Below are 13,815 nucleotides of genomic sequence, written 5' to 3'. Positions count from 1 at the left end.
TGTCTCGTACGGGCTTCCCTTCCATCCTCGCTCTGTGCCCCAGTGGGAGTGGAAGTCGATCAGTCGGGCTGGTGGGACGTTCGACACTGGGTGCCTTTCGTGAAGGGTCGTGGGAAGGCCGTCGGGGTGGTCAGTGGACATCGCGGGTCGAGTCGGCCCAGAACGGCGCGCGCAGGCGCTTCTTGTCGATCTTTCCCACCGGCGTGGCGGGAAGTGAGTCCACGACCACGACCTTCTTGGGCGCGTACATCGATCCCTTGACCTGCTTGACGTGGGACTGGAGCGCGGGAATGTCGACCTGTCGCCCCGGTCGCGGGACCACGAACGCAGTGACGATCTCGCCCCAGCGGCTGTCCGGCACACCGATGACGGCGGCTGATCCCACCGAGGGGTGCGTGGTCAGAACGGCCTCGACTTCGCTGGCGTAGATGTTGAAACCGCCCGAGATGATCATGTCCTTCTTGCGGTCCACGATGTAGATCAGGCCCTCGGCGTCCTGGCGGGCGAGGTCTCCGGTGTGGAGCCATCCCCCCTTGAGTGCGGCTTCTGTCTCGTCGGGGAGGTTCCTGTAGCCCTGCATCACCCCGCGGCTCTGCATGGCGATCTCGCCCACCTCGCCCGAGGGAACGTCGTGGCCGTCGTCGTCGATGAGCCTGATGCGGTTGCCGATCACGGGACGGCCACAGGAGGCGAGTTGCTCAAGGCTCGCGGTCTCGTGTGCGGCCTTGGTCAGGACCGTCCCGATGCCGGCCGACTCCGTCTGCCCGTAGATCTGGGAGAAGACCGGACCGATCCGCTCGCGAGCCTCCGCCAGGCGCACCGGCGACATCGGTCCGGTGGCGTACCAGATGACCTCAAGGCTGGAGAGGTCCCTGGTCTCCGGACGCTCCTGATCCAACAAGGTGTAGATCATCGTCGGAATGCCGTTCACACAGTTGATGTGCTCGGCCTCGATGACGTCGAGGAACCGGCTGGGTTCGAAGCCCTGCTCGATCACGACCGTGCCGCCACGCAGCAGTGTCGGGATGACGGCCAGCCCGGCCGCGTGGGTGAGCGGGGCCGCTGCCAGGTACCGCGGGAGGTGTGGCTGCTCGAAGTCGGCCATGTGCGCGTAGACCATCTGCACCATCGACCGATGAGGCTGCATCACGCCCTTGGGTTTGCCGGTCGTCCCCCCGGTGTACTGCAGCCAGGCGACATCCATCTCCGTCGCCGGACCACGGTCGAGCGATCGAACCGCCGGGGGCTCGTCCTCGGGCAGACCACCGGCGGCGGGGATCACCATCAGGTGTCGCAAGGAGTCGACCTCGGCGAGGACCTGGCGTCCATGCTCCTCCAGGGGCCCGGTCACCACCAGCACCGTGGCCTCAGCGTCCTCGCAGACGGTGATGTGGTCCGTGACCGAGGCCAAAGTCTGCAGCCCGGTGAAGCGGCCGCCCAAGAGATACGTCGCGGCCTGGACGATCCACGATTCAGGCATGTTCGGACTGAGCATCGTCACCCCCACGCCGAGCCCCACTCCCCGACGGGCCAGCGCGGCCACGTACTGCGAGAGCAGGTCCCTGACGTGCGCATAGGTCAGTCGCCGATCACCGGCCACGAAGGCCTCGGACAAGCTGTGCCGGCTGAGCGCCTGCATGATCAGGTCGCCTAGCGTGACTCCGGAGGATGCCGTCGTGGCGGCTGCCGAAGCCGCAGCGCTGTGACCCGGAACGTGGTGAGACATGCCTCAAAGCGTGGCCGCCGAGCGGGCGGGCGTGCCACCGATGTTCCGCCCCGAATTTCGGAAAACCCGCCAGGTCGGCGGAGGTAGTGCTCAGACGTGAGCTGCACCCGCTGTGGAGCGGTAACGACCGGGCGTCTGGCCGACGAGATCGGTGAAGGCGTTGATGAAGCTGCCGGGGTTCGCCCAGCCAAGTCGCATCGCCGTGTCGGTGACCGAGGTACCGTCACAGAGTTCGAGCAGCGCTCGCTGAACCCGCAGCAGCGTGCGCCACTGATGGAAGCTCATCGACAGTTCGCTGCCGAACAGACGGCTGAGAGTCCGTTCACTCGAGCCGGTTCGGTGCCCCAGCTCCGCCAGCGTCGCCGAAATTCCCGGGTCGGCGTGCAGCAGGTCGGTGACGGCCTTGAGGCGAGGATCGCTCGGCTCCGGCAGCCGTAGTGGCTCCTGCGGGGCGCGGATCAGCTCCGCGCCGATCACTGCGAGCAGCAGACGGCCACGCTCACTGGCGGCAGGCTCGTGCTCGCTGCTCATCGCCAGGTATGCCTCGCGCAGCAGCGCACTGGCCACGAAGACCGACGGCTCGGGCGGCAGTTCCTCGGACACCCCTGCCGGAACCGGGAGCACGCGGACATCGGTCTCACCGTAGGAGCGACTGCTGTGGACATAGAAGGGCGGCACCCACGTGATGCGGTTCGCCGGAGCCACCCAGGTCCCGAGCTTGGTCGTCGTGACGAGCGCCCCGGAGGCGGCATACCTCAGCTGGCCGTAGTCATGGAAGTGCGCGGCGATGTCCTCGCCGTGCGCCATGGGCTCGCAGACCGGCGAGTCGTCGGTCCAGAACACTGCCTGCTGCGCAACCTCAGTCATCAGCAGACAGCATAGCTCGCGTTTGGCGAGCTATCAGAATAAGAGATTACGAATCCAGTAACGCGCCCGTGAGGCTAATGTTCGTCGTTTGGGCATGTAGACCTTCATGTGGATCACTTCTAGTGTTTTGATCTCTCGGGGTCCCGTACGCAGCGCCTCACCCTGCCCGGCGGTGAACGGACCTCGACCGTGCTGGGCAGTGACTACCGGGTGGTGGGGCCGGCGGAGGAGTATCTGGAGTACCTGCGCGTGCAGAAGGCTTCGCCGAACACCGTGAAGTCCTACGGCCGGGCGCTCGCGCTGTGGTGGCAGTACCTCGATGTGTTCGGCCTGGCCTGGGACGCGGTGACGCTGGAGGACTTCGGCGGCTTCCTGACCTGGCTGCGGACCGGGGACGGCCCGGCAATGGCCGCGATCGAGCCGGGCAGGTCCCGGTTCGAGGAGTCGACGGTCGCGGTGCGACTGCGGGCCGTGCTGTCCCTCTACACCTACCACCAACTCAACGGGGTGGACGTCGGGCGGGATCTGTACCGGATCACGCATGGCCGGGGCGGCAACTACAAGCCGCTCCTGGAGCACATCGCCCGCCGCAAGGGCCGTCGCCGGTCCGTCATCCGGGCCAGGCGGCCCCGCGCGGCCGCCCCGCCCACGCTGACGCCGCGGCAGATCCACCTCATCTGCGACGCCTGCGCGAGCTGGGGCGACGAGGCCCGGGAATGGCAGGGCTCGGTACGCAACCGGCTGCTGTGGGCCTTGCTCGCCGAGTCCGGGCTCCGCCTCGGCGAGGCGCTCGGGCTGCAGCACCGCGACTGGCACACCGGCCGCGGTGACACCCCGTTCATCGAGGTCGTCGCGCGCGAGCACCCGCACGAGGTCGGCGCGAAGAGCGGCTACCGGCGCCTGTATGTCTCCGACGAGGTCGACCGGCTCTACGGGGAGTACGTGTGGCAGCTGTGCGAAGCCGGGGCTGACTTGGTCACCGATGATTTCGATGCCTCGTACGTCTTCGTCAATCTGGAGCGCGAGCCCCGGTTCGCGCCCTGGAAGCCCGACAGCGTCTATGACCTGGTGGACCGGCTCCGCCGGGATCTCGCCGGGCAGATGCCGGCGGGCTGGACGCCGCACTGGTTCCGGCACAGCCACGCCACCGCGCTGTTGCTGTCGGGAGTGCCGATGCATGTGGTCAGCCGCCGACTCGGGCATGCCGATGTGCAGACCACGATGAACACGTACGCCCACGTCACCGAGGACGCCGAGCTGCGGGCCGTGGCTGACTGGACGAAACTCACGGCCAGTTGGCGGGCCGCGCTGGACGCCGAACCGATCGGACCGTGCTGATGGGCGCCAAGCTGCTGCTGGAGAGCATGCGCGACACTTCCGGTTGCTTCCAGGGAAACGTGCTGGAGGGCGTATGGGCCGCCCTCCCGGAACGGTTTCGGACTGTCGAGCTCGACTCGGCCGAGCTGGAGCCCGCCGATCGCGCGGCCTTCACCCTGGGCAAGCACCAGCGCGGTTTCCGGCTCCGCTTCGGGCGGCTGCCTGCCCCGATGGACCGGGAGATGGCCTGGTGCTGTTGGCGCATCGTCGACCTCGGTGGCCGTGTCCCGGTCGGTTCGATGCAGGGGCTGGTCATCTCGCTGGCCAGGGCGACGGAGGACCACCCGCAACTGCGTGGCTCGCTGATGCAGCAGACCCCGCGGGAGTGGGAGCGGGCTCTGGCCGCGGCCTACGCCCGCCACTACGGGCGGCTCCCGGGGAAGGGCTGGATGCGGTGCCAGGGAAGCCAAGTCGAACAGGCGCGGCTGCTGCGACGCTGGGCCGAACGGACCGACGCGGCGTGGGCGATCTCCACGACGCACCTGGTCCATGCCCTGCTGGCGTCGGGGGCGGATGCGGAGAAGCACTTCAGGCTTGCGCTGGATGTTCCCCGAGCCCGGTCGCGGCCCTTCACCTACGCCCGCACGCGCCTGCCGTACGGCGAGTGGCTGCGGCGGGCCGGCCGCCGTACCGACGCCCGGACCCAGCTGGCCGAAGCCGCGGAGACCTTCCGGCTACTGGACCCGGCGCCCCTGCTTGCCCGCACCTGGGCCGAACAGGACTGACGGGGAGGCAGCCGCGCCGCGACTTCGCACCGGCCGGGGGCACCGCGACGACTCTCACCCCGCAGGAGCTGAGAGTCGCGCGGCTGGCAGCGCAGGGCCTCACCAACCCGGAGATCGGGGCACAGCTGCTGATCAGTCCCCGCACGGTGGCTCATCACTTGGCCAATGTGTTCCCCAAGCTCGGTATCGTCTCACGAGCAGATCTCACGCGCATCGACTTCGGGGACGGGCTGTGTCTGATGGGCCGACCTGTTCACACCCGGTGCGCCCCACGATGCGGTGATGCCCTGGCCGGTGGCGGCCGTGCCTCCTCGGGCACCACCGCCAGCTGCCTGCTGGGCCTGCAATAACCCAGACGTGGCACCACGGTCGATCGTCATGGCCCGGTATCGACGGTCTCGCGATAGCGCCCTCGAGCCATCGCCGTCTGCGTCCCCCGGATCTTGCGCAGAACCTCACGCCAGAGCGGACGAGACTTCGGATGGAAGCAGCTGTTCTGCCCAGATGACCTTGCCCTCGCTGTTGTGCCGTGTTCCCCACTGCTCGGTGAGCTGGGCGACGAGGAGCAGGCCGCGACCGCCCTCGTCGAAGTCCCGGGCGCGGCGCAGGTGCGGGGCGGTGCTGCTCGCGTCGGAAACTTCGCACGTCAGCGCGGTTTGAAGGATCATCCGCAGTCGGATGGGGCTCTTGCCGTAGCGGATGGCGTTCGTCACCAGTTCGCTGACGACCAGCTCTGTGGGAAAGGCCATCTCTTCCAGACCCCAGGCGGCCAGTTGATCGGATGCCTGGACGCGGGCCGTGGAGACCACTGCTGGATCGCTGGGGAGATCCCAGGTGACGACGTGATCGGCGTCCAGCACTCCGGTTCGTGCCACAAGGAGGGCGACGTCGTCTGCGGGACGGCCGGGCAGCAGCGCGGAGAGCAGTTCGTCGCAGGTCTCCTCGAGCGACACCGGTGCTCGGGCGAGCACGTCGCGCAGCAGCGCGAGGGCGGTCCCGAGGTCACGCGAGCGGCTCTGGACGAGGCCGTCGGTGTACAACACCAGCCGACTGCCTTGTGGCAGTTCGAACTGGGCGGTTTCGAAGGGGAGGCCGCCCAGGCCCAGGGGCGGGCCGATCGGCAGCTCCGGGACGTCGACCGCATGGGCTGTGGTGGCATCGTCGGCGGCGGTCGGTGCAGTCACGACGGCCGGCGGAAGGTGTCCGGCACTGGCCAGGGAGCACACTCGGGAGACAGGGTCGTAGACCGCGTACAGGCAGGTGGCGCTGATCTCGTCCGTACCCCGTTCCTCCTCGCGCTGCATGCGGATGACCACGTCATCAAGGTGTGTCAGCAACTCGTCGGGTGGCAGGTCGATGTCCGCGAGAGTGCGGACGGCCGTCCGCAGCCGACCCATGGTGGCCGCGGCATGAAGGCCGTGACCGATCACATCGCCCACGACGAGGGCGACGCGGGCTCCGGAGAGCGGTATCACGTCGAACCAGTCACCGCCCACGCCCGCTCTGGATCCGCTGGGCAGGTAGCGCGATGCCGACTCGACGGCGGAACCCTTCGGCACGTGCTGCGGCAACAGGCTGCGTTGGAGGGTGAGCGCGGTGGAACGCTCCTGGGTGTAGCGACGGGCGTTGTCGATGTTCACCGCTGCTCTGGACGCGATCTCCTGGGCCAGCAGGAGCTCGTCGTCGTCGAAGGCGTCTGCCGTGTGACGGCGGACGAACTGTGCGAGTCCCAGCAGGCTTCCGTGGGCCCACAGCGGGACCAGGAGCAGGGAGCGCGGGCCCAAGGCGCGCAGGGCCGGCTCGTGGCGCGCCGACATCGCCAGCCATACGGGGATGGCGTCCGCGGCGATGCGGAACCGGAGAGGCTGTCCGGTGGCCAGTACGCGAGCCGGCTCCGAGCCTTCCGGGCAGGCGTACGTCTCCCCTGTGACGATTTCCGGGTCCGGACAGCCGTCCGAGACCGCCTGGGCGATTCGGCGGAGCGTCGGGGGACCGGCTACCGGGTACGTGCTCTCCTCCTGGAGGGCGGAGGACAGGAGGTCGACGGTGACGAGGTCTGCGAAGTGGTCGGCACCGACGTCCGCCAGTTCCTGGGCGGTGCGGATGGTGTCCAGGGTGGTCCCGATCCGCCTCCCGGCCTCGTTGATGATGATCAGCCGCCGCTGCAGCCGTCGGTCGCGTTCCCTCTGGAACGCCGCGACGGCCTGTTCCGACTTGCGATCGACGTACTCGAAGGAGATCGCGCTCAGGGTGACCGTCGTCGCGTTGATCAGCTCCTGGGACGTGGTGACACGGGCTGTCTCCGTATAGAGCTCATGAAGCACACCCGCGTGGACGAGCCGATAGATGCGAAGAAGCTGACTTATCGGCCCCCCATGCTCGGCGAGTCGGCAGGCGAACTCGATGGCGGCAGGTGGCGTCCCGACCTCGGTCATGTCAAGGCCGCGCTCGAGGAAATCCAAAAAGGCGGCGACGTGTTCAGACAACGCCACGGGCGCCAGAGCGGCGATGTCCTCGTACTCCCATACTTCGGGAAGTTCGCCGCGCAAGCGCTGCAGCACCACGTCGACCATGTGATCCGCTCGGGGCGCGAGCCCTCGAGCGAGGTCGCTGAGGAAGGCGCGGGTGTCGGTTCCCATATCGGAAATGTACCCCCGGCCTGCTCGACGAGCCGTGTCGACGCCAGTCCGGTGGACGCGCTGACGCCGGCCGGGCCGAGAGTCGGGCGTTCACGGTGTGTGACCGGCGCGGCGGAGAACGGGGCGCAGCACCTCGATGACGCTGGGGTCGTCCACCGTGGAGGGGATGGGTGCGTCACGGCCGTCGGCGATGCCGCGCATCGTCTTGCGCAGGATCTTGCCCGAGCAGGTCTTGGGCAGGGCCGCTACGACGGTGACGCCCGTGAGGGAGGCGACGGCGCCGATGCGTTCGCGGACGAGTTGGACGGGTTCGGCCTCGACCCGCACAGCTGGAGGTCGGCGGCTCCTCGATCCGCGAGGCGATCACCGCCCTGCGCGCCCGCGGCATCGTCGAGGTCCGTCACGGCGAGGGCATCTACCTTCTGCACCGCCCCGAAGGCCTCATCTCCCTCTCTGTCAGCCTTGGGTGAGACGCCCCGCTTCGTCGGGTTAGCCTGAGAGGGCACGACAGGAGAACCACCCCCCTCATGACCAGCAGCAACCCCGTCGGATCCGATCCGGCTCCCCGCCTGAAGCGCCGTTCCTTCAGCCCCGAGTACAAACTGCGGATCGTAAACATGCCTGCCGGCGGATGAGCACGGAAGGGGGCCCGGCCCTCATAGGGTCAGGTCAACCGGCCCGTGACCTCCGGCGGCCGTGCTTAACCGACCGGCATTGACGGCCCGCCCTCGATCGACAGAGGACATTACGGGCGAACCGCCGAGCCGAGCAGCGACCGCATGCCGTTGAAGGGTCGAGGCCAACGGCTTCCTATTGTCGGCATCCTATGACGCCGCGCGGGCTAGGGTCGCTGCGAAGGCTTGCGCTATGCCTGCATGAGGGATCCTCTGGTGGATGTCGAGCCTGTGGGGCTCGGAAAGTCATCGCTGCAGGTGGGGCCCCGCTTGAGAGGCGTTCGCCGGCGGCTGGGATGCTGCGCAGGTGATCATCTCGATCCTGTACCGCATCACCCGGGCTTTGGTGTCCGTGCCTGGAGCTCTTTTGCGCCGGGACACGGCGAAGGATGCCGAACTGCTGGTGCTGCGGCATGAGAACGCGGTGCTGCGTCGGCAGCTCGCTCGCCCGGTCCGCTATGAGCCGGGGGATCGGTTCTGGTTGGCCGCGCTGTCGTCGCTGATACCGCGCTGCGACTGGAGGCGCGTCTTCCCGGTCACCCCGGGGACACTGCTGTCCTGGCATCGCAGGCTGATCGCGAAGCGGTGGGACTACTCCCACCGACGTCGGCGCATCGGCCGCCCACCGACAGCAGCGGCGCTCAAGAGGCTGGTGCTGCGACTGGCGCAGGGGAACCCGCGTTGGGGCCATCGGCGGATCCAGGGCGAACTGGCCAAGTTGGGGCATACGATCGCGCCGTCCACGGTCTGGCAGATCCTGCACGGGGCCGGCGTCGATCCGGCTCCGCGTCGTACCGGCCCGACCTGGCGGGAGTTCCTCACCGCCCAGGCCGAGGGGATCGTCGCGGCGGACTTCTTTCACGTAGACACGATCAGCGGCAGGCGGCTGTACGCGCTGGTGTTCCTGGAGCACGGCACCCGCAGGCTTCACATCACCGGCGTCACCGCGCACCCCACCGCGCAGTGGGCGCTCCAGCAGGCCCGCAACCTCACCGCCGACCTCGGTACAGGCATGGAGTCGCTCCGATTCCTGCTTCGCGACCGCGACAGCAAGTACACCGACGCCTTCGACGCCGTCTTCGAAGCCGAGGGCCTGGAGGTGCTGCTCAGCGCTCCCCAGGCGCCTCGGATGAACGCCCACTGCGAGCGGGTCATCGGCACGATCCGACGCGAGGCGCTCGACCACGTTCTGGTCCTGAACGAGGGCCACGCACGACGGGTCCTGGCGGAGTACCGGGAGCACTACAACGCGTATCGGCCCCACAGGTCACGAGACCAACGGCCACCCGAAGCTCCGGAACAGTCGCCCATCCTGCCCATCGGCACACTGTGAAGGCTCCTGCGCACACGCATCTTCGGCGGAGTCATCAATCAGTACCAGTACGCCGCTTAACCTGCGGCGATGACTTTTCGAGCCCCACAGGGTTGACGGGTTCGTTTGGCCGTTGCCTGGCGGCGTGCGCCAGACGGGGTGGGTGTAGTCGGTCGTGCAGGGTGCGTTTACACGCCCAACGTGGGTGCTCATGAGCACTCTTGAGGCATCTGCGGGCGGCGTAGTCGGGATTCAGCGGGTGACGCGCAGATCTTGTGGCTGTGACGTGCCGTTTTGCGTTCCGGAACCGACTTCTGGCTCGCAGCGCTGCGTGCCGACGGCTGGCCTGGCGCGCGGGGGAAACACGAGGAGTCGTGGCTGGAATAGTACGACAGATGTCTTTTCAGTCACTCACCCGCCTGAGTGAGCACGCGCAACTGTACTCCCGCAACACGTTGGCAGAACATCTGCGCCACGAACGGGCGTTGCCACCCAGGGGAAAGGAGCAGCCGGCGATGAACGGCGCAAAGGTGGAGGCCGCAGCGGCGGTCGGGGCGTACTCCTTCGACACCACCGCCTCGGCAGGGGCATATGACACCTTACTGGCTAAGTGGGATAGTCAAATCGGCAACGCCTTCCGGCAGCCAGCCTACACACGAGACACGACGGATGACTTCCGGGTCAAGGGCCATGCCGCCAGGGTGCTTGACGCGGCGATCATCGATGTAGACAGTGCGTCAGCTATCCAGACCGCCGGCACCCCGGACGGCAGGGAGGAACAGGTACGGCTGTACTTGGTGCGGCGCGGCGCCTGGACATTGGGCGAAGTACCCGATCGGGGTGAACACACCGTAGCGTCTGGCGAGTTCCTCCTCCGGCACATCGGGCGGCCATCGTCTTTCAGGGTGGCGCCGCACACCACAGCGAAGATCGTCGTTCTGCCCGCCGCGACGTGTGGCTCCTTACTCAGCTACCGGAGCATCGTCGGGCCGGCAGACACAGCAGAGGTACGCCTACTGACGGCCCACGCGCAAACGGTCCACGACACTGTCACCGGCCTCAGTCCAGCCGGGGTACAGGCCGCGCACAGCACCCTCATCGAATTGGCCAAAGCGGTAGTGATGCGCAAGTTCGACGATGTGGAGCCCCTGCTGGCCCTCTCGCTCGCACAGGCCGCGAAGAGTCTCACGGACAGCCATCTCACCGACCCCGAGCTTTCCCCGGCGATGCTGGCGGGCAAACTCAACACCTCCGTACGAACCCTCCAGCGGGCGTTCGTCGCATCAGGAGAGTCGGTGGCCACCTACATCCGCAACCGCCGACTGGAAGAAGCCCGACTCGCTCTCACGGCGTGGTCCCGCCGTCTGACCGTCTCCGAACTGGCCGCTCACTGGCAGTTCGCGGACAGCAGCCACTTCATCCGGGCCTTCAAAAAACGCTACGGCCAGACGCCTGCGGAGTACGCCCGCTCGACCCGGCCTGGCCCCCGCGGCGATCAGGAATTCGACACCTCGTGATCATCGGACCGCCCGTCTTTCGATCTGCAACTCCCACGAAGGCATGCGCCACCAGGCCCTCCTCATGCTCACGGCCCGGCACCGTCTACCACTGGATCTACCGCGGCGACCTCACCGCCCCACCGCAGCGCCAGCGGCCGGGTCAGCATCCCCTGGACAAGCGGCGTCGAGGCAGCATGCCGACAACGAGCCCAGGAATGCCGCAAATTCACACCCCAATCCCGAACGAGTCCAGCAGGAGGAGCAGTATGAAGCCACCATGCCGGTGATCGTTGATCGCGCTCTCCAGGCGCGGGCCCTCAGCGCGCTGGAACCCGAGTGGGAGGCACGGTTCGAGCCGAGGTCGTACGGCTTCCGGCCCGGCCGTGGCTGCCATGACGCCATCGAGGCGATCTTCAACGCGGTCGGGGGAAAGAACCCGCACCGCCGGTGGATTCTCGACGCGGACCTGGCAGCGGCGTTCGACCGCATCGACCACGACCGTCTTCTCCGCACCGGCGCGAGCGACGGCGGCGCTTCCTCCTCCGCCTCGGTCGTGGTCACGGCAGTGGACTCAGCCGCAGAAACTGCCAGGGCCTCGAGCAGTTCCTCCCGCGCGATCACCCGCCGGTCCAGCTCGATCTCCGCGGCCTCCAACGCCTCAGCCAACCGCGCGACTTCCTCCCGCAAGCCCTCCACCCGCACACGAGCAGCCGCCTCTCGCTCCTCCAGCATTCCCAGCACCGACGCCACCGCGCACCCCTCGATCATGAAGCGGACACAAGACGTCGCGACGCCTCCCTCAACCCGAGCGAAACCATGCCTGACCAGGAGGAATCAAAGGATCACGTTCGGTTGAGATACGGCTTCTCACCCCCTGTCAGGCCGGTACGCCGCGATGGAGCGGACGCCTTCCTCGACGGGCGAGGGCTACCCACCGGGGCTGATGCCCGGGGTTTCAGCGGGAGGGGCGGCGGGCCGGGGGATTGAACAGGTGCGGCTGGCGCCCTCGGTGTGCTGGCCGTCGGGTCCGGTCACGACCACGGTCACACCCGTTGCGGCGGTGTCAGGGGCCTGGGTCAGACGGGCCGCGGCGGCCGTGCAGATCAGTTGCCGGGCGGCGATCGGCGGCAGGGGCTCGGTGCCTGCGGACATCTGAAGCGTCACCTCGGCGCCGTTCATGCTGACCTCCGGGGTGGGGATGCGGGCGAGCGCAGTGGTCAGACCGAGCAGCCGCTCCCCCAGGTCCGGGCCGTTGAGCAGGAGGTCCAGGGCCGTGCGTACGCCGACCGGGTCAGTGACCTCTCTGCTGACGGGGACCAGGCGGTGGTCGGTGGTGACGAAGTAGAGCAAGGGGTTCGGGGGCCGGACGCCGGTGGCCGGGTCGCCGGACTGGATCACGCCGGTCGCGGGTATGCCGCAGCCGGACAGCAGCAGGACTGCGGTGAGCAGCGCCACACGCTTCATGGCCTTCATGACCTTCATGACGGAGCCTCCGCCTCCGGCTCCGGCAGCGGGAGTTCGACGGTGAACAGGGCGCCGGCGCCCGGGTGGTTGGCCGCGTGGATGGTGCCGCCGTGGAGGTGCACGTTCTCGGAGCTGATGGCGAGGCCCAGGCCGCTGCCTTCTGTGCGGGTGCGGGCGGTGTCGGACTTGTAGAAGCGGTCGAAGATGTGCGGCAGAACGCTGTCGGGGATGCCGGCCCCACTGTCCAGCACCTCGATCACCGCCCACCGCTCCGTCCCGGCCGCGCCGTTCCGGGCGGGCCGCCGCTCGGCGTGCAGGGAGAGCCGGACCGGAGGCGCCCCGTGGCGCAGGGCATTCCCGATGAGGTTCGCGACGACCACGTCGAGGCGGCGCGGGTCGACGCGGCCCCGGAGCTGTGCGGGGTCGGGTAGCCGAGTGGCCACGCGGTCCTGCCAGGCCCGGGTGGTGAGGGTGCGCTGCAGCGACTCGACGAGGTCGATCTCGTCGAGGTGCAGGGCGGCAGTGCCGGCCTCGAAGCGGGAGATCTCCATGAGGTCCTCCACCAGCCGGGCAAGGTTGGTTGTCTCCTGGCTGATGAGCCGGACGGCGGTGGCGGTGTCGGGGTCGAGCCCGGTGGCGTCCTCGTCGAGGACGTCGGTGACGACCGACATGGCCGCCAGTGGGGTGCGCAGTTCGTGGGAGACGTCCGCTGCGAAGCGGCGGGCCTTGGACTCCATGCGGCGCAGTTCGGCGATGGACGCCTCGAGGGCGGCAGCGGTCTCGTTGAAGGTGTGGGACAGATCGGCGAGTTCGTCGGAACCGTTGACGGCGAGACGGGTGTCGAGCCGGCCCTCGGCGATGCGCCGGGTGGCGTGGCGCAGTTCCCGTACGGGACGAAGCACGCCCTGGGCGGCGAGCAGGGCGAGCAGCACGGCCAGGACCAGGGCCGGGACGGCGGCCCGCTCCACGGCGGTTACCAAGGCCTGGATATAGGCCTGTTCGTTGGTTTGGGGCACCACCAGGAAGACAGTGAGGCCGGTGGGCGTGCGCCCGCCCTGCGACGAGGCGAACATGACCGGCATGCCGACGAGGAGGTCGGAGCGGCCGTCTTGGGTGGTCACGCGCTGGAAGACGGTCGGTGTCTGGTTGGTCGTGGCCGCGCGCAGGGCGGGCGTGAGCTCGGCGAACGGGTCGTGCGGGATCGAGGTCGCGCTCAGGCCGTGATAGGTGACCAGGACCCGCCACAACTGGGAGGGGTCGGCCTGGGCGACCGAGGCGGCTAACCCGTTCAGGTCCTGCTGGGCGGGTGGGAAGGGCAGGTTGGGGGCGAGGGTGTCGACGCGGTCGCGCAGGAGGCGGATCACGGTGTCCTGGCTCTGCTGGAGGATGCCGGTGCGCGCCTCACGGAACGTCAGGGCGCCCGTGGAGAGGGCGGCGACCACGGCCACCAGACCGAACGCGGCCACCAGCCGGACTCGCAGGCCGCCGGGCAGCAACCAGCGGGGCAGTCGTCGGCGCGGCAGTGGTCGGCG

The 13,815-nt window shown here is 68.5% G+C and carries 12 protein-coding genes and 1 pseudogene; 7 read left to right on the top strand and 6 right to left on the bottom strand.

Going from position 1 to position 13,815, the window contains the following annotated elements:
* Positions 1-130: 130 nt before the first annotated feature.
* The gene (locus EDD90_RS10500) at positions 131-1,726 is read right to left on the bottom strand and encodes an AMP-binding protein (protein WP_123972777.1); all 1,596 of its coding nucleotides are present in this window, start codon (positions 1,724-1,726) and stop codon (positions 131-133) included.
* 90 nt (positions 1,727-1,816) lie between these two features.
* A complete protein-coding gene (locus EDD90_RS10495; protein ID WP_123972776.1) occupies positions 1,817-2,593 on the bottom strand; it encodes a helix-turn-helix domain-containing protein in 777 nt (258 codons plus the stop codon).
* A gap of 189 nt (positions 2,594-2,782) precedes the next feature.
* Between EDD90_RS10495 and EDD90_RS10490 the strand changes: the two genes are divergently transcribed.
* From EDD90_RS10490 to EDD90_RS55250, 3 genes are read left to right on the top strand one after another with little or no spacing between them, the layout of a single operon-like run.
* The gene (locus EDD90_RS10490) at positions 2,783-3,931 is read left to right on the top strand and encodes a tyrosine-type recombinase/integrase (RefSeq protein WP_221305090.1); all 1,149 of its coding nucleotides are present in this window, start codon (positions 2,783-2,785) and stop codon (positions 3,929-3,931) included.
* Positions 3,931-4,695 (top strand): hypothetical protein, encoded by a 765-nt coding sequence (locus EDD90_RS57120; protein WP_260327788.1) that lies wholly within the window; start codon positions 3,931-3,933, stop codon positions 4,693-4,695. The genes EDD90_RS10490 and EDD90_RS57120 overlap by 1 nt, the downstream gene beginning before the upstream one ends.
* A complete protein-coding gene (locus tag EDD90_RS55250; RefSeq protein ID WP_260328709.1) occupies positions 4,677-5,045 on the top strand; it encodes a helix-turn-helix transcriptional regulator in 369 nt (122 codons plus the stop codon). The genes EDD90_RS57120 and EDD90_RS55250 overlap by 19 nt, the downstream gene beginning before the upstream one ends.
* A gap of 105 nt (positions 5,046-5,150) precedes the next feature.
* Here the strand turns inward: EDD90_RS55250 and EDD90_RS10480 are convergent, their stop codons facing one another.
* A complete protein-coding gene (locus tag EDD90_RS10480) occupies positions 5,151-7,334 on the bottom strand; it encodes a SpoIIE family protein phosphatase (RefSeq protein ID WP_123972774.1) in 2,184 nt (727 codons plus the stop codon).
* A gap of 90 nt (positions 7,335-7,424) precedes the next feature.
* A pseudogene (gene prpE / locus EDD90_RS10475) lies at positions 7,425-7,658 on the bottom strand (propionyl-CoA synthetase); the annotation flags it as partial.
* Positions 7,659-7,663: 5 nt separating this feature from the next.
* Here prpE and EDD90_RS10470 point away from each other — a divergent pair.
* The 4 genes from EDD90_RS10470 to EDD90_RS58965 all read left to right on the top strand — a co-directional run bounded on the left by EDD90_RS10470 (position 7,664) and on the right by EDD90_RS58965 (position 11,675).
* Positions 7,664-7,804, top strand: coding sequence for a GntR family transcriptional regulator (locus EDD90_RS10470; protein WP_221305191.1), 141 nt, complete (start codon positions 7,664-7,666; stop codon positions 7,802-7,804).
* 511 nt (positions 7,805-8,315) lie between these two features.
* Positions 8,316-9,341: an integrase core domain-containing protein gene (locus EDD90_RS10465; RefSeq protein ID WP_123972773.1), complete on the top strand. Its 1,026-nt coding sequence runs from the start codon at positions 8,316-8,318 to the stop codon at positions 9,339-9,341.
* Between the two features lie 374 nt (positions 9,342-9,715).
* On the top strand, positions 9,716-10,837 hold the full coding sequence (locus EDD90_RS10460; RefSeq protein WP_260327787.1) for a helix-turn-helix domain-containing protein: 1,122 nt from the start codon (positions 9,716-9,718) through the stop codon (positions 10,835-10,837).
* A gap of 43 nt (positions 10,838-10,880) precedes the next feature.
* On the top strand, positions 10,881-11,675 hold the full coding sequence (locus EDD90_RS58965) for a reverse transcriptase/maturase family protein (protein ID WP_221305089.1): 795 nt from the start codon (positions 10,881-10,883) through the stop codon (positions 11,673-11,675).
* Between the two features lie 71 nt (positions 11,676-11,746).
* On the opposite strand, the gene EDD90_RS10445 is transcribed toward EDD90_RS58965, so the two are convergent.
* Positions 11,747-12,301 (bottom strand): GerMN domain-containing protein, encoded by a 555-nt coding sequence (locus tag EDD90_RS10445; protein ID WP_123972772.1) that lies wholly within the window; start codon positions 12,299-12,301, stop codon positions 11,747-11,749.
* The gene (locus EDD90_RS10440; RefSeq protein ID WP_123981114.1) at positions 12,298-13,791 is read right to left on the bottom strand and encodes a cell wall metabolism sensor histidine kinase WalK; all 1,494 of its coding nucleotides are present in this window, start codon (positions 13,789-13,791) and stop codon (positions 12,298-12,300) included. The genes EDD90_RS10445 and EDD90_RS10440 overlap by 4 nt, the downstream gene beginning before the upstream one ends.
* Positions 13,792-13,815: the final 24 nt, after the last annotated feature.

Source organism: Streptomyces sp. Ag109_O5-1, assembly GCF_003814875.1.
GTDB lineage: Bacteria > Actinomycetota > Actinomycetes > Streptomycetales > Streptomycetaceae > Streptomyces > Streptomyces sasae.
Note: the sequence above shows the minus strand (reverse complement) of the source record. Positions and strands in the feature narration are given on the sequence as shown.